Genomic DNA, 24,313 nt, shown 5'->3' with positions numbered 1-24,313 from the left:
ATGAGCATCATCGGGGTCGGTATCGACGTGGCGGAGATCGACCGTTTCGCGGCTTCCCTGGAGCGCACGCCCGGCATGGCCCGACGGCTGTTCCTGGACAGCGAGTTGCTGCTGCCGAGCGGGGAGCGGCGGGGGGTCGCCTCGCTCGCGGCGCGGTTCGCGGCGAAGGAGGCGCTCGCCAAGGCGCTGGGCGCCCCGGCGGGCCTGCTCTGGACGGACGCGGAGGTCTTCGTCGAGGACAGCGGCCGGCCGCGGCTGCGGGTGACGGGGACGGTGGCGGCCCGGGCGGCGGAACTCGGCGTGCGGTCCTGGCATGTGTCGCTCAGTCACGACGCGGGGGTGGCCTCCGCGGTGGTGGTCGCGGAAGGCTGAGGGCCGCGAGAGACTCGACCGTATGCGTACTGCGTACAGGGTGGAGACGGTCAGGGCGGCGGAACGGGACCTCATGGCGCGGCTGCCGGAGGGGGCGCTGATGCAGCGGGCGGCGGCGGGCCTCGCCGCGGCCTGCGCGGACCTCCTCGGCCGGGTCTACGGCAGCCGCGTCGTGCTGCTGGTCGGCAGCGGCGACAACGGCGGCGACGCGCTCTTGGCCGGCGCCCGCCTGGCCCGGCGCGGAGCCGGGGTGACGGCGGTCCTGCTGGCGCCGGAGCGGGCCCACGCGGGCGGGCTCGCGGCCCTGCGCAGGGCGGGCGGCGGCGTGACCGGGACCGCCGGTGCGGCGGCGCTGATCGACCGGGCGGACCTGGTGCTGGACGGCATCGTCGGGATCGGCGGCAAGGGCGGGCTGCGCCCGGACGCGGCACCGCTGGCCGAGGCCGCCGCGCGGTCCCGGGCCGCCGTGGTCGCCGTGGACCTGCCGAGCGGGGTCGACGCGGACACCGGCCAGGTGCGGGGCCCGGCGGTCCGCGCCGACCTCACCGTCACCTTCGGCACCCACAAGCCGGGCCTGCTGATCGATCCGGCGCGGGAGTACGCCGGTGCGGTCCGGCTGGTCGGCCTCGGCCTGGAGTTGCCGGAGGAGGCCGAACTGGAGGCGTTGCAGCACGCGGACGTGGCGCGGCTGCTGCCGGTGCCGGGGGCGGAGAGCGACAAGTACCGGCGCGGTGTGGTCGGCATCGCGGCCGGGTCCGCGCGGTACCCGGGGGCGGCGGTGCTGGCGGTGGCGGGCGCGCTGCGCGGCGGTGCGGGAGCCGTGCGGTACGTCGGCCCGGCCGGGGACGCGGTGCTCGCCCGCTTCCCGGAGACCCTCGTCTCGGACACGGGGCCGCGGAAGGCCGGCCGGGTCCAGGCCTGGGTGGTGGGCCCGGGCGCCGGGGACGACGCGGCGACGGTGGCGGAGGTGCTGGAGGCGGACGTACCGCTCCTGATCGACGCCGACGGGCTGCGCCTGGCGGACCGTCAGGCGGTACGGGAGCGCACGGCACCGACCCTGATGACCCCGCACGCCGGGGAGGCGGCGGCACTCCTGGGCGTCTCGCGGGAGGAGGTCGAGGAGTCCCGGCTGTCGGCGGTACGGGAGTTGGCGGCCCGGTACCGGGCGACGGTGCTGCTGAAGGGGTCGACGACGCTGGTGGCGGACCCGGAGCCGGGGACGCCGGTCCGGGTGAACGCGACCGGCACGTCCTGGCTGGCCACGGCGGGCAGCGGTGACGTGCTGTCGGGGCTGTCCGGATCCCTGCTGGCCGCGGGGCTCTCGGCGCGGGACGCGGGGAGCGTGGCCGCGTACCTGCACGGCCTGGCGGGACGGTACGCGGCGGACGGGGCGCCGGTCGGCGCGCAGGACGTGGCGGAGGGGATCGCCCGGGCGTGGCGGGACGTGCGGGGGTGACATCCGCGTCGGGCGACCCCGGCCCTCCGGCGGGGAGCTACTCGACCGTCACCGACTTGGCCAGGTTCCGGGGCTGGTCCACCTCGTTGCCCCGGGCCGTCGCCAGCTCGCACGCGAACACCTGCAACGGCACCGTCGCCACCAGCGGCTGCAGCAGCGTCGGCGTCACCGGGATCCGGATCAGATGGTCGGCGTACGGGACCACCGCCTCGTCGCCCTCCTCCGCGATCACGATCGTCCGCGCACCCCGGGCCCTGATCTCCTGGATGTTGGAGACGATCTTGTCGTGCAGGACCGACCGCCCCCGCGGTGACGGGACGACCACCACGACCGGCAGGTCCTCCTCGATCAGCGCGATCGGCCCGTGCTTGAGCTCCCCCGCCGCGAAGCCCTCCGCGTGCATGTAGGCGAGCTCTTTCAGCTTCAGGGCGCCCTCCAGCGCCACCGGGTAGCCCACGTGCCGGCCCAGGAACAGGACCGTGTCCTTGGCGGCCAGCGAGCGGGCCAGCGCGCGCACCGGTTCCATCGTCTCCAGGACGCGTTCCACCGCGCCGGAGATCTCCGCCAGGTCCCGCACCACCGCCCGGATCTCGTCGCCCCACTTGGTGCCGCGCACCTGGCCCAGGTAGAGGGCCACCAGATAGCAGGCGACCAGCTGGGTCAGGAAGGCCTTCGTCGAGGCGACCGCCACCTCCGGCCCCGCGTGCGTGTACAGCACCGCGTCCGACTCGCGCGAGATCGTCGAGCCGTTGGTGTTGCAGATCGCCAGCACCCGGGAGCCCTGCTCACGGGCGTGCCGCAGCGCCATCAGCGTGTCCATGGTCTCGCCTGACTGGGAGATCGCGATGACCAGGGACCGCGCGTCCAGGATCGGGTCCCGGTAGCGGAACTCGCTGGCCAGCTCCACCTCGCAGGGGATCCGCGTCCAGTGCTCGATGGCGTACTTGGCGATCAGCCCCGCGTGGAAGGCCGTACCGCAGGCCACGACGACGACCTTGTCGATCTCCCGCAGTTCGCCCGCCGGGATCCGCAGCTCGTCCAGCGTCAGCGAGCCGGAGCCGTCGATGCGGCCGAGCAGGGTGTCGGCGACGGCCTTGGGCTGCTCGGCGATCTCCTTGAGCATGAAGTAGTCGTAGCCGCCCTTCTCGGCGGCCGAGGCGTCCCAGTCGACGTGGTAGGAGCGGACCTCGGCCGGGCTGCCGTCGAAGCCGGTCACCGTGACGCCGTCCCGGCGCAGCTCCACGACCTGGTCCTGGCCCAGTTCGATCGCGGAGCGGGTGTGGGCGATGAAGGCGGCCACGTCGGAGGCGAGGAACGCCTCGCCCTCCCCCACGCCCACCACCAGCGGCGAGTTCCGGCGGGCACCGATGACCACGTCCGGCTCGTCCGCGTGCACCGCGACCAGCGTGAACGCCCCCTCCAGCCGCCGGCACACCAGCCGCATCGCCTCCGCGAGGTCGGCGCAGGAGGAGAACTCCTCCGCGAGCAGATGCGCCACCACCTCGGTGTCCGTCTCGGAGGCCAGATCGTGGCCCCGCTCTCCCAGTTCGGCGCGCAGCGCGGCGAAGTTCTCGATGATGCCGTTGTGGACGACGGCGACGCGGCCGGCGTTGTCCAGGTGCGGATGCGCGTTCGCGTCCGTGGGTCCGCCGTGGGTCGCCCAGCGGGTGTGCCCGATGCCGGTGGAACCGCTCGGCAGCGGGCGGTCGACCAGCTCCTTCTCCAGGTTGACGAGCTTGCCGGCCCGCTTCGCGGCGGCCAGGCCGCCGTCCGCGAGCACGGCCACGCCCGCCGAGTCGTAGCCCCGGTACTCCAGTCGCTTCAGCCCGGCCATCACGACATCGAGCGCCGACTGCGACCCCACGTATCCCACGATTCCGCACATGAACGGCAGCCTACGATCGAAACGATCGCCGAAGCGGTCACTACGTGCCCGATTTCGGAAATTTTCGCGCCCTGTCCCCTCAGGCCTTCGCCCGGTACGCCCTCATCGCCAGCGGATAGAACACGAGCGCTATCCCGGCCGCCCACAGCAGCGACCACAGCACCGGCTCCGCCACCGGCCCGCCGAGCAGCAACCCCCGGAAGGCGTCGGAGAGATGGGTCACCGGGTTCACGTCGCTCCACGCCTGGAGCCAGCCCGGCATCGTGTCCACCTGGACGAACGCACTGCTGGTGAAGGTGATGGGAAAGATGAGCGTGAACGCGAACGCCTGCACCTTCTCCGCGTCCCCCGCCAGCATCCCGATCAGCACCGCGCACCACGACACCGCCGCCGCGAACACGATCACCAGCAGGGTGCCGAGCAGGAATCCGTCGAACCCGCCCGTCACCCGGAAGCCGAGCAGCAGCCCGAGCCCGATCATCAGCAGCAGCGCCCACAGGTGCTTGGCGAGGTCGGCGGTGATCCGCCCGATCAGCGGCGCCGAGCGGGCTATCGGCAGGCTGCGCAGCCGGTCGAAGACGCCCTTGGTGAGGTCGGTGTTGAGCGCCATCGCCGTGTACATCGTCATGAACAGGGTGTTCTGCACGATGATCCCGGGCAGCGCGTACTTCAGATACGCCTCGGGCGACCCGGCCATCTGTCCGCCCAGGACGTAGGTGAACAGGAACACGAACATGATCGGCGTGATGCTGTAGTCGACCAGTTCGAGCGGGTTGTGCTTGACCGCGACCAGGCTCCGCCAGGCCATGGTGAAGGTCTGCCGCAGACCGGCGAGCGGCCGCACCCGGCCCGAGGCGGTGAGGGGCGCGGTGACGGTGGTGGCGGCCATGATCAGTTCACCGCCTTCTCCAGCTCGGCGCCTTCGCGGACGGACGCGCCGCCGTCCTCCTCCGGTGCGCCCTCCGGCTCGGCGCGGTGGCCGGTCAGCGCCAGGAACACCTCGTCCAGCGAGGAGCGGCGCAGCGCCAGCTCGCCCACCGCTATGCCCTCCCGGTCGAGCGTGCGGACCACGGCCGGCATCAGCTCGGGGTCCTTCACCGGGGCCGTGACCGTCCCGCCCTCGATCTGGGCCCGGGCGCCGGCCGCCTGCGCCACCAGCGCGTGCACCCGCCCCAGCTCCCGCGCGACCAGGGGCCGCACCTGCAGCACCTGGCCGCCGACCTGGGACTTCAGCTGGTCCGGGGTGCCCTCGGCGATCACCCGGCCCTTGTCGATCACCACGATGTCGTCGGCGAGCACATCGGCCTCGTTCAGATACTGCGTGGTCAGCAGGGCCGTCGCGCCGTCCGCGACCAGGCCCCGCAGCAGGTCCCACAGCTCGCCCCGGCTGTGCGGGTCGAGACCGGTGGTGGGCTCGTCGAGGAAGAGGATGCTGGGCCGGCCCACCAGGCTCGCGGCGAGGTCGAGACGCCGTCGCATGCCTCCGGAGTACGTCTTCACCGCCCGCCCGGCCGCGTCCGTCAGCTGGAAGCGGTCCAGCAGTTCCCGCGCCCGCGCCTTCGCCTCGCGCCGCGGCAGGCCCAGCAGACGGCCGATGAGCAGCAGGTTCTCCGTGCCGGTCAGGTTCTCGTCCACGGCCGCGTACTGCCCGGTCAGGCCGACCAGCGCGCGTACGGCCCCCGCTTCCCGCACCACGTCGTGCCCGGCCACCCGGGCCCGGCCGCCGTCCGGCCGGAGCAGCGTCGCGAAGATCCGCACGGCCGTCGTCTTCCCCGCGCCGTTGGGCCCCAGCAGCCCGAGCACCGAGCCCTGCCGGGCCGCCAGATCGACCCCGGCCAGCGCCTCGGTCTCCCTGAACCGCTTGACCAGCCCTTCCGCCTCAATCGCATACGTCATGGGTCACCCCTCGGGGATCGGTGGACCCCGGCCCGGGTCCACCTCTTCCACAACTGTGACGCACGCCACTGACATTCCCCGTTCTGTCCGATTCGCCCGGAAATCCCCGGCGCGTGACGGATCCCACCCCGCCGTCCGTTCGTACGCCCGTAACAATGGACTGTGATCTCTCCGGTCTCCCCGATGCCCCGGAGCGCCCACCGGCCCAGGCCGGAGGCGTCTCCCTACGTCGACCTCACCCGAGCCGAGTGGAGCGCGCTGCGCGACAAGACGCCGCTGCCGCTCAGCGCCGAGGAGGTCGAGAAGCTGCGCGGTCTCGGCGACGTCATCGACCTCGACGAGGTGCGGGACATCTACCTCCCGCTCTCCCGTCTGCTCAATCTCTACGTCGGCGCCACGGACGGCCTCAGAAGCGCGCTCAACACCTTCCTCGGCGAACAGGGCTCCCAGTCCGGCACGCCCTTCGTCATAGGGGTCGCCGGTTCGGTCGCGGTCGGGAAGTCCACGGTCGCCCGTCTGCTCCAGGCACTGCTCTCCCGCTGGCCCGAGCACCCGCGCGTGGAGCTGGTCACCACGGACGGCTTCCTGCTGCCGACGAAGGAACTGGAGGCCCGGGGCCTGATGTCGAGGAAGGGTTTCCCGGAGTCGTACGACCGCCGCGCCCTCACCCGCTTCGTCGCCGACATCAAGGCGGGCAAGGAGGAGGTCACCGCCCCCGTCTACTCCCACCTCATCTACGACATCGTCCCGGACCAGAGGCTCACCGTCCGCCGCCCGGACATCCTGATCGTCGAGGGCCTGAACGTCCTGCAGCCCGCCCTGCCCGGCAAGGACGGCCGCACCCGCGTCGGCCTCGCCGACTACTTCGACTTCAGCGTGTACGTCGACGCCCGCACCGAGGACATCGAGCGCTGGTACCTCAACCGCTTCAAGAAGCTGCGCGCCACCGCCTTCCAGAACCCGTCCTCGTACTTCCGCAGGTACACCCAGGTCTCCGAGGAGGAGGCACTGGACTACGCCCGGACGACCTGGCGGACCATCAACAAGCCCAACCTGGTGGAGAACGTGGCCCCCACCCGCGGCCGGGCCGCCCTCGTCGTGCGCAAGGGCCCCGACCACAAAGTGCAGCGGCTGAGCCTGCGGAAGTTGTGAGCTGATAGAAAGGCGCCCATGCTGCATCTGCGCCTGATCACACCACCCGACAAGACGGACGCGGTGGTCGGCCTGATCGAGTCGACCGTCGGCACCACCCATCTCGTGGTGCTGAAGGGCGCCGCCCGCACCCCCGCCGGCGATGTCGTCATGTGCGATGTGGCGCGCGAGGCGGGCGACGAACTCCTCAGCGGCCTCCAGCGGTTGGACATCGAGGACTGCGGCTCGATCGCCGTCGAGAACATCGACCTCTCGCTGTCCAAGCGCGCGGACAAGGCCGAGAAGGACGCCCCCGGCGAGGGCGCGGACGCGGTCCTGTGGGAGCACCTGACGGACGCGACCCACGAGGAGTCGACGCTCTCCGTCACCTACCTCGCGTTCCTCACGCTCGCCACCATGATCGCGGCCTGCGGTGTGGTGCTGGACAACGCCATCCTGATCGTGGGCGCGATGGCCGTCGGCCCGGAGTTCGGCCCGCTCGCGGGCATCAGCACCGCGCTGGTGCAGCGCGCCCCGCGGCTGGCCCTGCGGTCACTGACCGCGCTGGTCGTCGGCTTCGCCGTGGCCATGGCGGTGACGGTCGGCTTCAGCCACTTCATGGACGCGATCGACCTGTTCAGCAGGGAGCAACTGGACGCCGAGCGCCCCCAGACGGGCTTCGTCTACGCCCCCGACTGGTTCTCGTTCATCGTCGCGGTCCTGGCGGGCGTGGCCGGCACCCTCTCGCTGACCTCGTCCAAGTCGGGCGCCCTGGTGGGCGTCGCCATCTCGGTCACCACGGTCCCGGCGGCCGCCAACGCGGCGGTGGCCCTGAGCTTCGGCGACATGAAGCAGACCTGGGGCTCGACGGAACAGCTCCTGCTGAACCTCCTGGGCATCGTCCTGGCGGGCACGATGACATTGCTGGCCCAGAAATGGTTCTGGGCACACTCAAGGCGCCGGGCAGGCACACCCACCTAGGGGCGCGGGGAACTGCGCGACAAGCCACGACGGCGCCGCAGCCGGCCGACAACAGCCCCCCGCAGACGCTCAGCCCAGTGCCGACTTCACGACATCGGCCAGCCGCCCGGCCACAGCCCGCGCCTGATCGATGTCCGCCGCCTCCACCATCACCCGGACCAGCGGCTCGGTCCCGGAGGGCCGCAGCAGCACCCGCCCCGTGGACCCCAGCTCCGCCTCCGCGTCCGCGACAGCGGCCGCCAGCTCCCCGGACGTCGTCACCCGCGACCGATCGACGTCGGGCACGTTGATCAGCACCTGCGGCAGCCGCTCCATCACCGAGGCCAGCTCCCGCAGCGACCGCCCGGTCTCCGCGACCCGGGCCGCGAGCATCAGGCCGGTCAGCGTGCCGTCACCGGTGGTCGCGTGATCGAGGATGATCACGTGCCCGGACTGCTCGCCGCCCAGGGCGTACCCGTGCTCCTTCATCTCCTCCAGCACGTACCGGTCGCCGACCGCGGTCTGGACGATCTTCAGTCCCTCCCGCTCCAGCGCCAGCTTGAAGCCGAGGTTGGACATCACGGTCGCCACCACGGTCCCGGCGCGCAGCGCGGAGCGCTCCCGCATCGCCAGCGCGAGGACGGCCATGATCTGGTCGCCGTCCACTTCCTCGCCGGTGTGGTCCACGGCGAGGCAGCGGTCGGCGTCGCCGTCGTGGGCGATGCCGAAGTGCGCGCCGTGCTCGACCACGGCGGCCTTCAGCAGGTCGAGGTGGGTCGAGCCGCAGCCGTCGTTGATGTTGAGCCCGTCCGGCGAGGCCCCGATCGTGACGATCTCGGCGCCGGCCCGCGAGAACGCCTCCGGCGACACCCGGGACGCGGCACCGTGCGCCTCGTCGAGGACGATCTTCAGCCCGTCCAGCCGGTTGGGCAGGACGGCGACGAGGTGGGCGATGTACTTGTCGAAGCCCTCGTCGTACTCCCGGACCCGGCCGACGCCCCCGCCGGTGGGCCGCTCCCAGGGCTCACCGCGCCGGTGCTCCTCGTAGAGGGCCTCGATCCGCTGCTCCAGCTGGTCGTCGAGCTTGTGCCCGCCGCGCGCGAGGAACTTGATGCCGTTGTCCGGCATGGCGTTGTGGCTGGCGGAGAGCATGACGCCGAGGTCCGCGCCGAGCGCGCCGGTGAGATACGCCACGGCGGGCGTCGGCAGGACACCGACCCGCAGCACGTCGACGCCCGCGCTCGCCAGACCGGCGACCACGGCGGCTTCCAGGAACTCCCCGGACGCGCGTGGGTCCCGGCCGACCACCGCGGTGGGGCGGTGGCCCGCGAAGGAGCCCGCCTCGGCCAGCACGTGGGCCGCCGCGACCGACAGACCGAGCGCCATCTCGGCGGTCAGATCCGCGTTGGCGACACCGCGCACGCCGTCCGTGCCGAAGAGTCGTCCCACTTGTCCTCCTGATGAAGCGTCACTTCCGGGGATCGCCCACGATCATGCGATCACATCAGTCTTTGAACGTCTTGTGCCGTTATACGCCCAAGACCGTGATAAACGAACGCCCCGGCGGCACTGTGGCGTGCCGCCGGGGCGTTCGAACGTACTGCTGAAGTGCGAGTACGCGCTGCAGGCAGCGAAGCTTAACGCTTGCTGTACTGCGGAGCCTTGCGGGCCTTCTTCAGACCGGCCTTCTTGCGCTCGACCGCACGGTCGTCGCGCTTGAGGAAGCCGGCCTTCTTCAGGGCGCCGCGGTTGTTGTCGACGTCGGCCTCGTTCAGCGCACGGGCGACACCGAGACGGAGCGCACCGGCCTGACCGGAGACACCGCCACCCGCGATGCGGGCGATGACGTCGTAACGGCCTTCGAGCTCGAGCACCTTGAAGGGCTCGTTGACTTCCTGCTGGTGCACCTTGTTCGGGAAGTAGTCCTCGAGGGTGCGACCGTTGATCTTCCACTTGCCGGTGCCCGGGACGATCCGGACGCGGGCGATGGCGTTCTTGCGACGGCCCAGGCCGGCGGCCGGCTGGGGCTCGCCGAAGCGGGAGGCCATGGACTCCGAGGTGTACTCACCCTCGACGGGGACCTCGGACTCGGTGGTGTAGCTGTCGATGTCAAGCTCTTCGAGCGGCTGCTCGGCAGTGGTCTCGGCCACGATTCTCCTCAGATTCTGTTCGGTCTTAGGGGGTGGCCGGACTTACTGCGCGACCTGGGTGATCTCGAACGGCACCGGCTGCTGGGCAGCGTGCGGGTGCTGGTCACCCTTGTAGACCTTCAGCTTCGAGAGCATCTGACGGCCCAGAGTGTTCTTGGGGAGCATGCCCTTGACGGCCTTCTCGACGGCCTTCTCGGGGTTCTTGTCGAGCAGCTCGTCGTAACGGACCGAGCGCAGACCACCCGGGTAACCGGAGTGGCGGTACGCCATCTTCTGGGTCCGCTTGTTGCCGGACAGGTGCACCTTGTCGGCGTTGATGATGATGACGAAGTCACCGGTGTCGACGTGGGGGGCGTAGATCGGCTTGTGCTTGCCCCGGAGGAGGGTCGCTGCGGTGGTGGCGAGACGGCCGAGGACAACGTCCTGGGCGTCGATGACGTGCCACTGGCGCGTCACATCGCCGGGCTTGGGGCTGTACGTACGCACGGTTCGTAGCCTTCGCTTCGAGTGAATGGTCCTGAACAGGTCACCGAAACGATCACGACAGCCCTGACCACACTGCGGTTGACGCAAACCGCGTGCAGGTCGCTGGTCATCGGCCCGGTGGACCGGTGTAAGGGCCCGTCCCGTGAGAATGAGCAAGCCAATACACAACGAACAGGCAGAATACCTGTGCTGCCCCGGAAGGGTCAAAACGAGGTCGCTGCCTGAACCGGAGACGATTTTACCCCGGGTTCGCGCCGCCCCTCCCAGCCGTGCCCGGCGACCGTGCACGCCAGCACACACAGCGTGAGCGCGTCCTTGAAGGCCCGCCGCTGCACCGGTTCCAGATAGGGCCAGCTCAGCCCCGGCAGCTGGGGCACCAGAGCCAGCCAGAACCAGGGCGAGCGGGCCACCGACCCGGCCCAGGGAAGAGAAGCCAGCAGCAGCGGCACGACGATCACCAGGTAGTGGTCGTACGACGGCCTGGACACCAGGAACGCCGAGAGCATCAGGGCCGCCGCGGTCTCCGTGAACCTGAGCGGCCCGGCGTCGGCGCGCCGCCAGCGCCGGTACGCGCAGGCCACGCCGGCGGCCGCCGCGAGCAGGGCGAGCAGGGCGGCCGGCCCCTGCGGTACCCCGAGCCGGGGCAGCACGGCCGCCGGGGAGGCCTCGTAGAGCCGTACGAAGTCGTCGTCGCCCCGCAGCAGGAAGGGCAGGGTGCGGGTGAAGAAGCCCGTGGGGTCGGGCAGGAGCAGGGCCGCGACCGCGGACGCCGTGGCGGGCAGCGCGATCAGCAGGGCGAGGGCCCGCCACCGTCCGGCGAAGACGAACAGCAGCGCCGCCGGGACCAGGACCGGCTTCAGCGCGATGGCCGTGCCGAGCACCGCGGCGGCCGCCGCCCAGCGGCCCCGGCTCGCCAGGAGCAGTCCCAGCGGCAGGGCGAGCGCCGCCGTCGCCGTCCAGTTCGCCAGGAGGATCAGGTGCGCGAAGGGGGCGAAGCCTGCGGTGAGGCCGGCCAGGCCCAGGGCGGCCAGGCGGCTGCGGAGCGGGACCCGGTGCAGCAGCAGGGCGCAGGCCCAGCCCGCGGCGAGGCAGGCGGTGACCGCGAGCGGGACCAGGACGCGCAGCGCGGCCGGGGTGAGGAGGGCCTGGGGGGCGGCGGCCAGGACAGCGCCCGGGAGGTAGAGGAAGTGCGGATCGTCGTAGGGGGAGCCGCCCTCCAGCCAGGTGCGCGCGGCCCGCACCACGATGGCGTTGTCCATGCCGCCGTCCCTGGTCACGCGGGTGGTGCGGACCGTCGTGGCGCCGAGCACGGCCGCGAGGAGCGCCCACAGGTGCCAGGACGCGGGTCGTACCAACCACCCGGAGATGTCGCTTTTGCGCTCGCTCATCGGCGCAACGCTAGGCGCCCCGGGGCCTCTTGAGGCGGAACGGCACACCCCGGGCCCCGTCTAAGATGCGGCCCATGAGCTTCGGGCAGCAGGGGGGACCCCAGTCCCAGTGGGACCCCTGGAAACCGCATTCCCAGCAGCCGTGGAACAGCGGCGGCGACAGCCAGACCCCGGACTGGGCCGCGCTCGCCGAGGCGTCCGAGTCCCGTAACAAGCGGCGCAGGCTGCTGTTGATCGGCGGTGGCGCGCTGGCCACGGTCGGCGTGGCCGCGGCGGTCGCGGTGGCCGTGGTGTCGGCGAACGGCAGCGACGAGACCTCCGGCAAGCCGAGCGCGCAGCTTCCCGCGACCGCCGAGATACCGAGCGGGTCCACGGGCCCGGCGCCGTCCTTCGAGCCGACGAGCGCGCCGCCTCCGCTGGATCCGAACGACTTCATCGCCAGCGCGAAGAAGGACACCGCACCGCTCAGCCCCGAGACCCTCTTCCCGGGCACCCGGCTGACGGTGGGCGAGACCGTCTACAAGAAGGGTGCGACGGCCGACACCGAGGACTGCTCCTCGGCCGCCCTGAAGACCCTGCCGAAGATCCTCGACGCCAACGACTGCACCCGGCTGATGCGCGTCACCTACGTCCACGACGGTGTCGCGGTCACGGTCGGCGTGGCCGTGTTCGACACCGCGGCCCAGGCCGCCAAGGCCAAGAGTCAGACGGACGACAAGAGCATCGTGAAGGCGCTGGCCGGCAAGGGCGTGAAGCCCTTCTGCAGCGGCGCCGTCTGCCGCACCACGCGCAATGCCAACGGCCGTTACGCCTACTTCACGGTCACCGGATTCACCAGCGGCAAGGACGTCACGACCAAGGACACCGAGGTGTTCTCGGCCGACGACGACCTCCAGACGTTCACCTTCAACCAGATCCGCCGCCGGGGCGAGGCCCAGGCGTCGGCGGCGGCACAGGCGGGCTAGGCGGGCGGGCCCTCAGGAGGCCGGCAGGGTGTCGAACCAGCCGACGCCGTTGCCCTGGAACTCCTCGGCGGCCTGCTCGGCCTCCTCGGCGGTGAGCTTCTCGCCGGCCTGGTGGTAGACCCAGTCCACCTTCATGTCCCAGGCCCGGTCGCCGGCGAACGGCAGGTCCACGAACCAGGTGTTGAAGTTGATCGCCATGTCGGCGCGCGGGGCGTAGTCCGCGCCGCTGCGGTAGAGGGTCTTGCCGTCGATGCTGTAGGTGACGGACTTCTTGTCGACCGTGATCAGCATGGTGTGCCAGCCGGCGATGCTCTTCTCGGTCTTGTTGGTGACCCGGTCGCCCTCGTCGGCGTTGCGCCAGGTGGTGGTGTCCAGCTTCGGACCGGGCGCGCCCCAGCCGCCGTTCGGCATGTACTCGTTGTCGAGTTCGGCGTACTTGCTGCCCGAGCCGCCGATGGTGAAGAACGTCTGGTTGATGTGGTCGCCGTTCTCACCGGTCGTCGGCTCGTCGGTGAAGTGGATCCGGGCCGCGTAGGTGCCGGTGCGGAACTTGGCCTCCTTCGTGCCGAGGGCCGCCTGCTGGGTGCCGCCCTCCGTGCCGTCGGTGGCGGCGCGCAGGTTGAGGACCTGTCCGCCGAGCGCCTCGTCGTCGCCGGGGAACGTGACGCCCTTCGTGGACCAGGTGCCCTCGATGCCGGGGCCGCCCTCGCTGGTGCGCACCAGCCAGCCGTGCTTGAACAGCGCGGTGTCCTTCGGGCCCCGGTAGTTGAAGTCGTCGAAGAAGCCGCCCTCGGGCAGCTCCGGCACCGTCCGGGACACGGGCTTCGCGGAGGTCTTGCCGTCCTTGCCGCCGGGCTCCTCGCCCCACACCAGGGCGCCGCGCTTGTAGGCGGGGATCCGGTCGGACTCCTGGTACGTCTTCTTCGAGGCGTCGTAGGACCAGTCACCGTCCTGGTCGACCGGCTTGTGGTCGGTCCGGTAGAGCTGGATCTCCAGGCCCTTGCTGTTGGCGCCGGGCTTCAGCACGCCCGCCTTCTCGGTGAACCCCAGCTCCAGGTAGTGGTCGGCACCCTCGTGCGGCGCGTCCATGGCGACCACGGAACCGGTCAGGTTCGCGCAGCCGATGGCGGCGTCCACGCAGTTGAAGCCGTACGAGGCGTCGTCGTCGGCCGCGAAGTAGTACCGCAGGGCGACCTCGCTCAGCGGGACCGGCTGCTCGGAGGTGTTGAAGACCTCCAGCCACGGGCGGACCGCGTCGGACTCGGCGGAGGTCTCGGTCCGGTAGCGGACCGTGAGCTCGGGGTCCTCCGGGTTGAAGTGGTTCCACAGCGGCTTGGCGGCCAGCACACCGCCGGCGAGGAGAGCCACCACGAGCAGGACCTTGAAGGCGCGGGCTATGCCACTACGCCGACGGGGTTGACGACGGGACGCCACGTAGGTCTCCTTCAGGGGGCGCGGGGCGTGCGCCCGGCGGATGGAATCGGCAAGAGGGTACCCGTCGCCGGGTCCGGCACCAGGGGTCGGTATGAAGCGGAATCCGACGACAAACGAGCCGACTCATGACCATGCGTAAGGGTTGTACGCGGCTCAAGTGACAATAAAGACGGTGTGCGCGCTGTGAACACATGTGTGGTCGCTGTTAGCCTTCTCGCTCCTGTATTCGATGGATGACTGTGCGCCCGGGCCGGGGGGCCTGGGTGGCGCCGGGGTGGGAAGTATTGCCGTGAACCGAAACACCACTGTCGATCTCGTGATCATCGGGCTCGGCTATGTCGGGCTGCCCCTTGCCCGGGCAGCAAGCGCTTCCGGCCTCAAGGTCGTGGGCCTGGACCGCAGCCAGCCAGTGGTGCAGGGGCTGAACTCGGGGTCCTCGCACGTCGACGACATCAGCGACGCCGATGTCCGCGCCATGCTCGGCCAGGGTTTCCGCGCGGTCTCCTCGCCCGAGGTCATCGAGGACGCGGCCGCCGTCGTCATCTGCGTGCCGACCCCGCTGACCGAGCACGGCGCGCCCAACCTCGGCGCGGTGGACTCCGCCGTCGCGGACATCGCGGCCCACCTCAAGCCGGGCACCCTGGTCGTCCTGGAGTCCACGACGTACCCGGGCACCACCGACGAGGTCGTCCGCCCGCGCCTGGAGGCCGGCGGCCTGAAGGCGGGCGCCGACTTCTACCTCGCCTTCTCCCCCGAGCGCATCGACCCGGGGAACCCGGTCTACGGCCTGGAGAACACGCCCAAGGTCGTCGGCGGCACCACCCCGGACTGCACCAAGGCGGCCCGCGCGCTGTACGAGCGCTTCGTGGGCAGCGTGGTGGAGGCCAAGGGCACACGTGAAGCCGAGATGGCCAAGCTGCTGGAGAACACCTACCGGCACGTGAACATCGCGCTCGTCAACGAGATGGCGATGTTCTGCCGTGAGATCGGTGTCGATCTCTGGGACTCCATCCGCTGCGCCTCCAGCAAGCCCTTTGGCTTCGCGCCCTTCTACCCGGGCCCCGGCGTCGGCGGTCACTGCATCCCGATCGACCCGAACTACCTTTCTTACAAGGTGCGTTCGCTCGGTATACCGTTCCGGTTCGTGGAACTGGCCCAGGAGATCAACCAGCGGATGCCCGCCCATGTCGTCTCGCGCGCGGCCGACCTGCTCAACCAGCAGGGCAAGCCGATCCGCGGCTCGCGCGTCCTCCTGCTCGGCGTCACCTACAAGCCGGACATCTCCGACCAGCGGGAGAGCCCCGCGGTGGACGTGGCCGAGCTGCTGCTCGAGCGTGGCGCCGACCTCGCCTACTACGACCCCCGCGTCGAGGGCTGGACCGTCGAGGGCACTCCCGTGCCCCGGGTCGAGGACTACCTCGCCGGTGCGGCCGACGCCGACCTGACCATCCTTCTCCAGCAGCACAGCGAAATCGACCTGGACGCCCTGGCCGACCGGTGCCGCCTGCTCTTCGACACGCGCGGAAGGTCGGCCGACCATCCCCAGGTGGTCAAGCTGTGACCGACACCTACATACCGGGGGCCGTCGACACCGACGGCCGCCGCCGTCACAAGCGCCGACGGCATTTGAAGGTCTCGTACTTCTTCTTCCTCGCCATCGCCGCCGTCATCCTCACCAAGCTCGACCCGGACTCGCTCCACTACTACTCGTTCGGCGCGCTCGGGCTGCTCGCCCTCAAGATGTTCGGCGCACTCTTCTACCGGCCCGCCAAGGCGGACCGCGAGGAGCTGATGCTGCTGGACAACTCCTGGGTCACCGCGGTCATCCCGATCTACAACGAGGACCCGGTGATGTTCGAGCAGGGCATGCGCAGCCTTCTCGCGCAGAGCCGGCTCCCCAACGAGATCCACATCATCGACGACGCCAGCGCCGACAACTCCGGCATCAAGGCGGCGAAGAAGATGCGCCGCGAGTTCGAGGCGCAGGGCGTGAAGTACACGGTCAGCGTGCAGCCCGAGAACAAGGGCAAGCGCGAGGCCCTCGCCCTCGGCTTCGAGGCGGCGCCGTACACCGACCTGTTCCTGTGCGTGGACTCGGACACGATCCTGTCCCGGGACACCGTCCGTGAGCTGCTGCTGCCCATGGCCGACCCGAAGATCATGGCCTCCACGGGCATGGTCCTCGCGCTCAACCACGACAGCAACATCTTCACGCGCCTGCAGGACCTCCGGTACGGCAACTCGTTCCTGTTCGAGCGGGCCGCGTACTCCCGGCTGAAGTCGGTGCTCTGCTGCTGCGGCGCGCTCTCGGTGTACCGCGGCACGCTGGTGCGCAAGTACCTGCCGGACTTCCTCAACCAGCAGTTCCTCGGCAAGCCGGCCGTCTTCGGCGACGACCGGCGCATGACGAACTACTGCCTGATGGAGGGCCAGGTCGTCTTCCAGGAGACGGCCGTCGGCTACACCGCCGTCCCCGAGAAGCTGCCGCACTTCCTGCGCCAGCAGGTCCGCTGGAACAAGTCCTTCTTCCGCGAGTCCCTGTGGGCCTTCAAGAACCAGAAGAAGTTCCGGCCCGCATTCTGGCTGACCTGCATGGAACTGGCGCTGTGGCTGGTCTTCGGCTCGGCGATGTTCTACTCCATGGTGATCCTGCCGATCATGCAGCCGGAGCGGTTCGTCAACCACATCGGCGACTACCTGGTCTTCATGGTCCTCATGGGGTACCTGCGCAACGTCCGGTACCTGGACTTCCCCCGCCGCGGCATGGGCTTCATCAGACGCTTCGGCATGTTCCTGCTGGCCCCGCTGTACGGCGTCATCCAGCTGCTCCTGCTGACCCCGCTGCGCTTCTACGCGCTGGTCACCCTGCACAAGGGCAGCTGGGGCACCCGTCAGGGCGGCGTCGAGGTCTCCGTCGCCGGCGACCACGAGCAGGACGTCTCCGCGGTCTACGAGGAAGAGGACGAGTACTCGTCCCAGCAGGTCTCCTCCACGATCGAGATGATGCGCCTGGAGGGCATCGCCCTGGCCCGTACGGCCCCGCACGCCTCCCCGCGCAACCGCAATGGCATGGCCCAGGCCTACACCGGGCACACCCAGGGCGAGCTGCACGACATGGGCCGCAACGCGCCCCAGCAGCAGGTGGCGTGGAACGGCGTGACGCAGCCGCAACCGATCCCCCCGCAGGGCTACGTCACACCGCAGCACCAGCAGCCGCAGTACCACCAGCAGCAGCCGCAGCAAGGGCAGTACCAGCAGCAGCCCCAGCCGTACGGCGGCCAGCCGCAGGGTCCGTACCAGCAGCCGCAGCACCACCAGCAGCCGCAGCAGCAGGGGTACGACCAGTGGCAAGGCCACCAGGGACACCAGGGCCAGGGCCAGCAGCCGTACGTCCCGCACATCCCGCAGCAGCCGCAGGGTCCGTACCAGCAACAGCAGCAGCCGCCCCAGCAGCAACAGCAGTGGCCGCCGGAGAACCAGCCGTACGTCCCGCAGCAGCAGGACGACGACTGGTTCGGTGACCGCCGCTAGCCGTCAGCTGTAGTACGCCATGGCCTCCTGGACGGTGAGCACCTCGATCTCGCGCTTGTCGATCTCCGCCATCAGCGTGCGGAGGCCGGCCTGGCTGATCTCGGTGCTCGCCGCCGGTGTCCCGGCCACGATCTTGTGCAGGCACAGGATCAGCCAACTGCCGCTCCCCGCACAGCGGTCCAGCGCTCCGCCCGCACCGATCACCTTGCTCAGCGCGGTGCCGCCGATTCCCGTTCCGTCGGTGATTCCGGTCAGTGCTTTGAGCCGGTAGGGCATGGCCGGCGCAAAGCTCTCGATGGTCTCGGAAATGATCGAGCGCGCGGTGGTGAAGTGGCGGGCGGCGAGCAGATCGACGGGCACCCCGTCGGTGGTCTTCTGAAATGCGCCGTGCGGATAGGCGAAGTGCTCACTGGTGAATCCGTTGCCGACGAGCCATTCCCGCAGCTTCGCGAAATCCGCGTCGACCTGCTGGGCGGTGAGCTTGGGATAACTCGCCGTGTGCGTGGCGTTGGCATAGGAGTGCCCGGCCATCTCCCAGCCGGAGGAGTCCTGCAGCGAGCGCATCTGGCCGAGGGTCACGAAGGAGCCGGTGCCGATCACGTCGGCGATGTTGTAGAGCGTGCCCGGCATGCCGTACGGGTCCATGACCGGGCGGGCCAGGTCGTGCACCGACTTGTGCGAGTCGTCGAAGGTGATGGACACGACACCCTTGGGGAAGACGGACTCGGTGTCGGGCACCAGCTCGACCGCCTGCAGGTGGTACGTCACCGGGGCCGCCGCGTCGTCGTAGACCGCGAACGACATGTCGGTGAAGCCGTTCCGCACCGACGGCGCGCCCGTCGCGGAGAGCGTGTACGTGCCGGACGCGGCGGCCACGTCCGCCCACTGCAGGTGGACCGTCACCCACTCCCCGGACTGCACGTAGTTGGCACCGGTGCCGGAGTGGGTGTGCACCCGCCAGCTGAAGGCGTTCTTCAGCCCGGAGCTGCCGAGGTAGAAGACGATCCGGCTGAGGTGGGCGGCGTCGGAGACCCGGAAGATCAGCCGGATCATCTTGCCGCTGAGATCCATGGCGGTCATGCCGGTCTTGCGGACGTAGGACTGCACCCCGCTGCCCGCGGTGGTCACCCGGACCGAGGACGTCCCCCGGGTGAAGACATCGGTGTCGGCCGGGTTCGACGAGGCGGTCCCCGCGCCGCCCGCCGTCCAGCCGTGCCCCGACTGGAACTGCTGGCTCCAGGTGGCCCGGCGATAGCGCGGCCGCACTCCCGTCGGCGCGTACGGCGGCACCCCGAGGCCCTCGGCGGGTGCCGCGTCCGCGGTCGCCAGGGCGCCTATCCCGCCCACCGTGACCAGGCCCCCGAACCCCATGGCCCGCAGCGCGGAACGCCGCCCCATCGGAGCGGCGCCCCTTTTACCTCTTCTCAAAGTGCCCTCGTTCGTCAAAAGCGTTCACTTATTCATGTGTTCAATGAGACCAGTGTGACAGTAAACTCACAGTAGAACACGTGAGGTTGATGCTTTCGGTCCTACCTTCATTTTTCAAGGGCCTGGACGAGACAGGGGAATCTCGCCGCCTCACCACCACACTTCGCAGGCCCCTGGGGGGGCTGTGTACGTATGACACCGGAGGGTTCATGAACAGGGGTTCAGTCGGCCTGCGCTTCACCGCTGCGGCCGCACTGCTCGTGGCGGGGCTGGGAGTCGGGGGAGCCTTCCCGGCCGCCGCGGCCGGAACCGCACCGTGCAAGCCGACCGAGGGCTTCACCCACTGCAAGATCTTCGACCACTCGGGCGCCGCCGTGGACTTCCAGGTCCCGGCGGGGATCGAGGAGTTGGACTTCCGCGGCTGGGGCATGGGCGGCGACGGCAACCCGTTCGCCGGCGGGGGCAACGCCGCGTACGTGGGGGGCACGCTGGACGTCACCCCCGGTGAGCACCTGACCGTCAAGGTCGGTGGTCTGCGCGTCGGAGGCAAGCTCTACGGCGACGCGCTCGGCGGCAAGGCCGGCGAGGGCAATTTCAGCGGCAACGGCGGCGCGAGCACCGCGGTCCGCGCCGCGGATGGCACCGCTCTGTTCATCGCCGCCGGCGGTGGCGGCGGCGGGTACGGCACCCATGACCTGGGCAGCGGTGGAGACGGTGGCGCTCCCGACGGCGGCGACGCCGGCGGCGGCGACTTCGGCGGCAAGGGCGCGAAGGGCGGCCAGGGCGGCGCAGCCGGCACCGAGGGCGGCAAGCCAGGCGCCGATCACGCGCAGGGCGGTGCCGGTGGTGACGGCGGCGCCAAGGCGGGCGGTGGCGGCGCGGGGTACGCGGGCGGCGGTGGCGGCGGCGCCCGGGAGGCGAAGGGTGACGCCGGCAGCGGCGGTGGCGGCTCCAGTTACGTCGACGCCGAGCGCACCTCCGACGTACGCCTGGTGAGCAGCAACACGTCCTACCCGCCGGCGAAGGACGACCCGTTCTGGGTGCACGATCCGCTCGACGACAACACGCCCGACCTCTCCGGCGTCGGCCAGGGTGGCTCCAACTCCCGCGGCGGCGACGGCCGCGTGGTCTTCCAGTGGAAGGACCCCAAGGGCATCCCCGTGGTGTCCGAGCTGACCCGCGAGTCCGGTGACGGCCAGACCATCGATCCGTCCGACATCTCCGACCCGATGGTCGTCGTGGCCCACGACAAGGACGGCGAGCCGCTGCCCGACCAGAAGGTGACCTACACCCTGGAGGATCCGAACGGCCTCGGTGTGCGGTGGGACGACTCCACCCCGGCCGAGGTGTACACGGACGCCCAGGGACGCGCCCAGTCCCCCCACATCATCACCGAGGAGAAGGAGGGCGCCTTCACGGTCCGCGCGACCTCCGGTGACGCCTCCACGACGTTCACCGCCCATGTCGGGGAACTGAGCCACGCCGTCGAGATCACGGGCGGCGACGACCAGCAGGCGGGCCCCGGTGAGGCCTTCGCCGAGCCGCTGGCCGTCAAGGTGACCAAGGACGGCGCCCCCGCGGCCGACACCGAGGTGAAGTTCAGCGTCGAGAGCAACACCGACGAGGCCCCGACGTTCGACGGCGAGCAGTCCGTGAGCGTCACCACCGACGCCGACGGCGAGGCCACGGCCACCGAACTGGTCGCCGGCCAGGAGCCGGGCACCTACAACGTCCTCGCGAAGGCCGGCGACGCCGGGATCCGCTTCACCGTCGAGGTGACCGAGGAGAGCGCGACCGCGTCCCCGTCCCCGAGCCCGTCCGGCACGTCCGACGCCACGACCGGCGGCTCCGGCAGCACCGGCGGCTCCGGCGGCACCGACACCCAGGGCGACTCGGGCAGCCTCGCCCTGACCGGCGCCGCGGGCATCGGCACCCTGGCCGGGTCGGCCGCGGCCCTGGTCGGTCTCGGCTGGGCCGCGATGCGCCTGCGCAAGCGCACCCGCGCACAGGACTGACGCCCGCAGGACCGACGCCCGCTGAAAGGGGGCCCCGCCAGGTGCGGGGCCCCTTTTCAGTGCACCTGCCCGCGCACCCGCCGGGCCTGCCGCTGCCGCTCGGCGAGCTGATCGGCGGCCGGGTAGGCGACCTCTTCCAGGGTCAGCCCGTGCGGCCGTACGACATGTACGGCACTGTCCCGCAGCCGGGCGTCAAGCACCTTCCGCGGCCACTCCACCCCGCGGTGCCCGTCGCCGACGAACAGCAACGCGCCCACCATGGACCGCACTTGGTTGTGGCAGAAGGCGTCGGCCCGGACCTCGATCTCGACGACCCCGTCGGCGGTCCGCCGCACCTCGAAGTCGAAGATTTCCCGGACCGTCGAGGCGCCCTCGCGCTTCTTCGCGTAGGCGGCGAAGTCGTGCTCGCCGACGAGGGACTTGGCGGCGGCGTCCATCACGGCCACGTCCAAGTCCCAGTCGTGCCAGAGCACATGACTGCGCAGCAGCGGATCCACCCCGCCCGGCCGGTCGGCGACCCGGTAGATGTACCGCCGCCACAGCGCGGCGAACCGCGCGTTGAACCCCCCCGGAGCCTCGGTCAGTGCCCACACCCGCACATCCTTGGGCAGCCGCCCCGCGAGCCGCTTGACCAGCTTCTCCCGGTGCTCCTCCCACAGCTCGGCGGGCAGATCCACATGCGCCACCTGTCCCCGCGCATGCACCCCGGCGTCCGTCCGCCCGGCCACGGTCAGGTCGTACGTCTCCCGGGACCGCGTCACGGTCCGCAGCGCGGCTTCGACCTCCCCCTGCACGGTCCGCCGCCCCCCGGCCTGCTTGGCCCAACCGGAGAATTCGGTCCCGTCGTAGGACAGGTCAAGCCGCACCCGCACGAACCCGGGCTGTACGTCGTCACTCACACAGAGATCCTCTCAGCAACACAAAAGCGGGCCCGCCCCTCGAAAGGAACGGACCCGCAACGCCCTCAGGGGCGCGGGGAACTGCGCGACGAGCCACGACGAAGCCGCACCCGCCGACGAACAGTCCCCGGCAGACGCTTACGCGTCCTTGGACTCCTCGGCGGGCGTCTCCTCGGCCTCATCGGCCTTGGTCACGTCAGCCTTGGTCGGCTCAGCAGCCGGCGTCTCCGCGTCCTTGGCGGCACGCTTCGTCGCGGCCTCGGCCTCGCCGGTCGCCTCCTGCGCCACGGTCAGCGCCTCGACCAGCTCGATGACAGCCATGGGCGCGTTGTCGCCACGGCGGTTACCGATCTTGGTGATACGGGTGTAGCCACCCGGGCGGTTCTCGTAGCGCGGGCCGATCTCGGTGAAGAGCGTGTGCACGATGCTCTTGTCCGTGATCACCTGGAGCACCTGACGGCGGTTGTGAAGGTCACCCTTCTTCGCCTTGGTGACCAGACGCTCGGCGTACGGGCGCAGGCGACGGGCCTTCGCCTCGGTGGTGGTGATGCGGCCGTGCTCGAAGAGGCTCTTCGCCAGGTTCGCGAGGAGCAGCTTCTCGTGCGCGGCGCTGCCGCCCAGACGGGCACCCTTGGTGGGCTTCGGCATTTCTTTCTCCTGTGTGTCTGCCCCGGCCGTATCAGGTACCGGGGTCAGGAACCCGGTGAGCGGGTGCTCACCGGCAACGACCGATCAGTACTGCTCGGTCTCCACGAAACCCGCGTCCGCGTCGTCGTCGGCGCCGAAGGCGTCGGCAGCGGCCGTGGGGTCGAATCCGGGCGGGCTGTCCTTCAGGGCCAGGCCCATGCCGGCCAGCTTCGCCTTGACCTCGTCGATGGACTTCGCACCGAAGTTGCGGATGTCCAGCAGGTCGGCCTCGGAGCGCGCCACGAGCTCACCCACGGAGTGGATGCCCTCGCGCTTCAGGCAGTTGTAGGAGCGGACCGTGAGCTCCAGCTCCTCGATCGGCAGCGCCAGATCAGCGGCAAGGGCGGCGTCCGTGGGGGACGGGCCCATGTCGATGCCCTCGGCGTCGATGTTCAGCTCGCGGGCGAGACCGAACAGCTCGACCAGGGTCTTACCGGCGGAGGCCATGGCGTCACGCGGACGCATCGCCTGCTTGGTCTCGACGTCGACGATCAGCTTGTCGAAGTCGGTGCGCTGCTCGACACGGGTCGCCTCGACCTTGTACGTGACCTTGAGCACCGGCGAGTAGATGGAGTCGACCGGGATACGGCCGATCTCCTGGCCCACCTGCTTGTTCTGCACGGCGGAGACGTAACCGCGGCCGCGCTCGACCGTCAGCTCCATCTCCAGCTTGCCCTTGCCGTTGAGCGTGGCGAGGACGAGGTCGGGGTTGTGCACCTCGACACCGGCCGGGGGCGCGATGTCGGCGGCGGTGACCAGACCCGGGCCCTGCTTGCGCAGGTACATCACGACCGGCTCGTCGTGCTCCGAGGAGACGACCAGCTGCTTGATGTTGAGGATCAGGTCGGTGACGTCCTCCTTGACGCCCGGCACGGTGGTGAACTCGTGCAGCACGCCGTCGATGCGGATGCTGGTGACAGCCGCGCCGGGGATGGAGGACAGGAGGGTCCGGCGGAGGGAGTTGCCGAGGGTGTAACCGAAGCCCGGCTCCAGCGGCTCGATCACGAACCGGGAGCGGAATTCGTCGACGACCTCTTCGGTCAACGAGGGACGCTGAGCGATCAGCATGTGTGGATCAGATCCTTCTGTCAGGGGCGCCCGCTATTTGACGCCCTGATATGTGACAAGGGTACGGGCGATACGACTCGAAGGAGCCGTACCGCCCGGAAACCCAGCCCGCGAAGGGCGCGACGCGTCAGACGCGGCGGCGCTTCGGCGGACGGCAGCCGTTGTGCGGGGTCGGGGTGACGTCCTGAATGGAGCCGACCTCGAGACCGGTCGCCTGGAGCGAACGGATGGCGGTCTCACGACCGGAACCCGGGCCCTTGACGAACACGTCGACCTTGCGCATGCCGTGCTCCTGGGCGCGACGGGCAGCCGACTCGGCGGCCATCTGCGCGGCGAACGGCGTGGACTTCCGGGAGCCCTTGAAGCCGACGTGGCCGGCGGAGGCCCAGGAGATCACGTTGCCCGAGGGGTCCGTGATCGAGACGATCGTGTTGTTGAACGTGCTCTTGATGTGCGCGTGGCCGTGAGCGACGTTCTTCTTTTCCTTGCGGCGCACCTTCTTGGCAGCGCCCTGACGACCCTTGGGGGGCATCTGTACTCCTACGGGAGGTGGTCGGTCCTA

The 24,313-nt window shown here is 70.5% G+C and carries 21 protein-coding genes; 8 read left to right on the top strand and 13 right to left on the bottom strand.

Annotation, left to right across the window (positions count from 1 at the left end; genetic code table 11):
* Together M8H82_RS04295 and M8H82_RS04290 are read left to right on the top strand one after the other, a co-directional pair.
* Window positions 1-372: a holo-ACP synthase gene (locus M8H82_RS04295; RefSeq protein WP_250071011.1), complete on the top strand. Its 372-nt coding sequence runs from the start codon at window positions 1-3 to the stop codon at window positions 370-372.
* Window positions 373-394: 22 nt separating this feature from the next.
* Window positions 395-1,828, top strand: coding sequence for an NAD(P)H-hydrate dehydratase (locus tag M8H82_RS04290; protein WP_250071010.1), 1,434 nt, complete (start codon window positions 395-397; stop codon window positions 1,826-1,828).
* Between the two features lie 37 nt (window positions 1,829-1,865).
* Here the strand turns inward: M8H82_RS04290 and glmS are convergent, their stop codons facing one another.
* From glmS to M8H82_RS04275, 3 genes are all read right to left on the bottom strand, one after another.
* Window positions 1,866-3,713, bottom strand: a complete 1,848-nt coding sequence (gene glmS / locus M8H82_RS04285; protein ID WP_250071009.1) for a glutamine--fructose-6-phosphate transaminase (isomerizing) — start codon at window positions 3,711-3,713, stop codon at window positions 1,866-1,868.
* A 79-nt stretch (window positions 3,714-3,792) separates the two neighbouring features.
* Window positions 3,793-4,602 carry an ABC transporter permease gene (locus M8H82_RS04280; RefSeq protein ID WP_250071008.1) on the bottom strand — a complete coding sequence of 270 codons (810 nt, stop codon included), beginning with the start codon at window positions 4,600-4,602 and terminating at the stop codon, window positions 3,793-3,795.
* Window positions 4,603-4,604: 2 nt separating this feature from the next.
* The gene (locus tag M8H82_RS04275) at window positions 4,605-5,609 is read right to left on the bottom strand and encodes an ATP-binding cassette domain-containing protein (RefSeq protein WP_250071007.1); all 1,005 of its coding nucleotides are present in this window, start codon (window positions 5,607-5,609) and stop codon (window positions 4,605-4,607) included.
* 183 nt (window positions 5,610-5,792) lie between these two features.
* Between M8H82_RS04275 and coaA the strand changes: the two genes are divergently transcribed.
* Both coaA and M8H82_RS04265 read left to right on the top strand, forming a co-directional pair.
* Window positions 5,793-6,761: a type I pantothenate kinase gene (gene coaA / locus M8H82_RS04270; RefSeq protein WP_250071003.1), complete on the top strand. Its 969-nt coding sequence runs from the start codon at window positions 5,793-5,795 to the stop codon at window positions 6,759-6,761.
* A gap of 18 nt (window positions 6,762-6,779) precedes the next feature.
* Window positions 6,780-7,721 carry a DUF389 domain-containing protein gene (locus M8H82_RS04265; RefSeq protein ID WP_250071002.1) on the top strand — a complete coding sequence of 314 codons (942 nt, stop codon included), beginning with the start codon at window positions 6,780-6,782 and terminating at the stop codon, window positions 7,719-7,721.
* 69 nt (window positions 7,722-7,790) lie between these two features.
* On the opposite strand, the gene glmM is transcribed toward M8H82_RS04265, so the two are convergent.
* From glmM to M8H82_RS04245, 4 genes are all read right to left on the bottom strand, one after another.
* Complete coding sequence (gene glmM, locus M8H82_RS04260; protein ID WP_250071001.1) at window positions 7,791-9,149, bottom strand: phosphoglucosamine mutase; 1,359 nt, start codon at window positions 9,147-9,149, stop codon at window positions 7,791-7,793.
* A 188-nt stretch (window positions 9,150-9,337) separates the two neighbouring features.
* Window positions 9,338-9,850, bottom strand: a complete 513-nt coding sequence (gene rpsI, locus M8H82_RS04255; RefSeq protein ID WP_250071000.1) for a 30S ribosomal protein S9 — start codon at window positions 9,848-9,850, stop codon at window positions 9,338-9,340.
* A gap of 42 nt (window positions 9,851-9,892) precedes the next feature.
* On the bottom strand, window positions 9,893-10,336 hold the full coding sequence (gene rplM / locus M8H82_RS04250; RefSeq protein WP_250070999.1) for a 50S ribosomal protein L13: 444 nt from the start codon (window positions 10,334-10,336) through the stop codon (window positions 9,893-9,895).
* A gap of 203 nt (window positions 10,337-10,539) precedes the next feature.
* The gene (locus M8H82_RS04245) at window positions 10,540-11,724 is read right to left on the bottom strand and encodes a glycosyltransferase family 87 protein (protein WP_250070997.1); all 1,185 of its coding nucleotides are present in this window, start codon (window positions 11,722-11,724) and stop codon (window positions 10,540-10,542) included.
* Window positions 11,725-11,798: 74 nt separating this feature from the next.
* Here M8H82_RS04245 and M8H82_RS04240 point away from each other — a divergent pair, with 74 nt between their 5' ends.
* Entirely contained in the window at window positions 11,799-12,689 is an 891-nt protein-coding gene (locus M8H82_RS04240; protein WP_250070996.1) for a hypothetical protein, read from the top strand.
* Window positions 12,690-12,701: 12 nt separating this feature from the next.
* On the opposite strand, the gene M8H82_RS04235 is transcribed toward M8H82_RS04240, so the two are convergent.
* Window positions 12,702-14,123 (bottom strand): cellulose binding domain-containing protein, encoded by a 1,422-nt coding sequence (locus M8H82_RS04235; protein WP_250070994.1) that lies wholly within the window; start codon window positions 14,121-14,123, stop codon window positions 12,702-12,704.
* 289 nt (window positions 14,124-14,412) lie between these two features.
* On the opposite strand from M8H82_RS04235, the gene M8H82_RS04230 reads away from it, so the two are divergent.
* Both M8H82_RS04230 and M8H82_RS04225 read left to right on the top strand, forming a co-directional pair.
* Window positions 14,413-15,684, top strand: coding sequence for a nucleotide sugar dehydrogenase (locus M8H82_RS04230; protein ID WP_250070993.1), 1,272 nt, complete (start codon window positions 14,413-14,415; stop codon window positions 15,682-15,684).
* Window positions 15,681-17,654, top strand: a complete 1,974-nt coding sequence (locus tag M8H82_RS04225) for a glycosyltransferase (protein WP_250070991.1) — start codon at window positions 15,681-15,683, stop codon at window positions 17,652-17,654. The genes M8H82_RS04230 and M8H82_RS04225 overlap by 4 nt, the downstream gene beginning before the upstream one ends.
* Window positions 17,655-17,657: 3 nt before the next feature.
* Here the strand turns inward: M8H82_RS04225 and M8H82_RS04220 are convergent, their stop codons facing one another.
* A complete protein-coding gene (locus M8H82_RS04220) occupies window positions 17,658-19,052 on the bottom strand; it encodes a polysaccharide deacetylase family protein (protein WP_250070989.1) in 1,395 nt (464 codons plus the stop codon).
* 239 nt (window positions 19,053-19,291) lie between these two features.
* Here M8H82_RS04220 and M8H82_RS04215 point away from each other — a divergent pair, with 239 nt between their 5' ends.
* The gene (locus M8H82_RS04215; protein ID WP_250070988.1) at window positions 19,292-21,097 is read left to right on the top strand and encodes a hypothetical protein; all 1,806 of its coding nucleotides are present in this window, start codon (window positions 19,292-19,294) and stop codon (window positions 21,095-21,097) included.
* Window positions 21,098-21,153: 56 nt separating this feature from the next.
* Here M8H82_RS04215 and truA read toward each other — a convergent pair whose 3' ends face one another.
* The 4 genes from truA to rpsK all read right to left on the bottom strand — a co-directional run bounded on the left by truA (window position 21,154) and on the right by rpsK (window position 24,283).
* Window positions 21,154-21,996: a tRNA pseudouridine(38-40) synthase TruA gene (truA, locus tag M8H82_RS04210; protein WP_250070986.1), complete on the bottom strand. Its 843-nt coding sequence runs from the start codon at window positions 21,994-21,996 to the stop codon at window positions 21,154-21,156.
* A 138-nt stretch (window positions 21,997-22,134) separates the two neighbouring features.
* A complete protein-coding gene (gene rplQ / locus M8H82_RS04205) occupies window positions 22,135-22,644 on the bottom strand; it encodes a 50S ribosomal protein L17 (RefSeq protein WP_250070985.1) in 510 nt (169 codons plus the stop codon).
* Window positions 22,645-22,728: 84 nt separating this feature from the next.
* Window positions 22,729-23,751 (bottom strand): DNA-directed RNA polymerase subunit alpha, encoded by a 1,023-nt coding sequence (locus tag M8H82_RS04200; RefSeq protein WP_003966937.1) that lies wholly within the window; start codon window positions 23,749-23,751, stop codon window positions 22,729-22,731.
* Window positions 23,752-23,878: 127 nt separating this feature from the next.
* Window positions 23,879-24,283, bottom strand: a complete 405-nt coding sequence (rpsK, locus tag M8H82_RS04195) for a 30S ribosomal protein S11 (RefSeq protein WP_003956432.1) — start codon at window positions 24,281-24,283, stop codon at window positions 23,879-23,881.
* Window positions 24,284-24,313: the final 30 nt, after the last annotated feature.

It is taken from the genome of Streptomyces sp. YS415, from assembly GCF_023544665.1.
Taxonomy (GTDB): Bacteria; Actinomycetota; Actinomycetes; order Streptomycetales; family Streptomycetaceae; genus Streptomyces.
The sequence above is the reverse complement of the archived record's forward strand: the minus strand, read 5'-3'. Positions and strand labels throughout refer to the sequence as shown.

Coding starts and splice junctions, on each gene's coding strand:
- M8H82_RS04215 (WP_250070988.1), top strand. CDS start 19,292: ATGAACAGGGGTTCAGTCGGCCTGCGCTTCACCGCTGCGGCCGCACTG.
- M8H82_RS04265 (WP_250071002.1), top strand. CDS start 6,780: ATGCTGCATCTGCGCCTGATCACACCACCCGACAAGACGGACGCGGTG.
- M8H82_RS04220 (WP_250070989.1), bottom strand. CDS start 19,052: ATGGGGCGGCGTTCCGCGCTGCGGGCCATGGGGTTCGGGGGCCTGGTC.
- M8H82_RS04275 (WP_250071007.1), bottom strand. CDS start 5,609: ATGACGTATGCGATTGAGGCGGAAGGGCTGGTCAAGCGGTTCAGGGAG.
- coaA (WP_250071003.1), top strand. CDS start 5,793: ATGCCCCGGAGCGCCCACCGGCCCAGGCCGGAGGCGTCTCCCTACGTC.
- M8H82_RS04240 (WP_250070996.1), top strand. CDS start 11,799: ATGAGCTTCGGGCAGCAGGGGGGACCCCAGTCCCAGTGGGACCCCTGG.
- M8H82_RS04200 (WP_003966937.1), bottom strand. CDS start 23,751: ATGCTGATCGCTCAGCGTCCCTCGTTGACCGAAGAGGTCGTCGACGAA.
- glmS (WP_250071009.1), bottom strand. CDS start 3,713: ATGTGCGGAATCGTGGGATACGTGGGGTCGCAGTCGGCGCTCGATGTC.
- M8H82_RS04280 (WP_250071008.1), bottom strand. CDS start 4,602: ATGGCCGCCACCACCGTCACCGCGCCCCTCACCGCCTCGGGCCGGGTG.
- M8H82_RS04295 (WP_250071011.1), top strand. CDS start 1: ATGAGCATCATCGGGGTCGGTATCGACGTGGCGGAGATCGACCGTTTC.
- M8H82_RS04290 (WP_250071010.1), top strand. CDS start 395: ATGCGTACTGCGTACAGGGTGGAGACGGTCAGGGCGGCGGAACGGGAC.
- rpsK (WP_003956432.1), bottom strand. CDS start 24,283: ATGCCCCCCAAGGGTCGTCAGGGCGCTGCCAAGAAGGTGCGCCGCAAG.
- rplQ (WP_250070985.1), bottom strand. CDS start 22,644: ATGCCGAAGCCCACCAAGGGTGCCCGTCTGGGCGGCAGCGCCGCGCAC.
- M8H82_RS04245 (WP_250070997.1), bottom strand. CDS start 11,724: ATGAGCGAGCGCAAAAGCGACATCTCCGGGTGGTTGGTACGACCCGCG.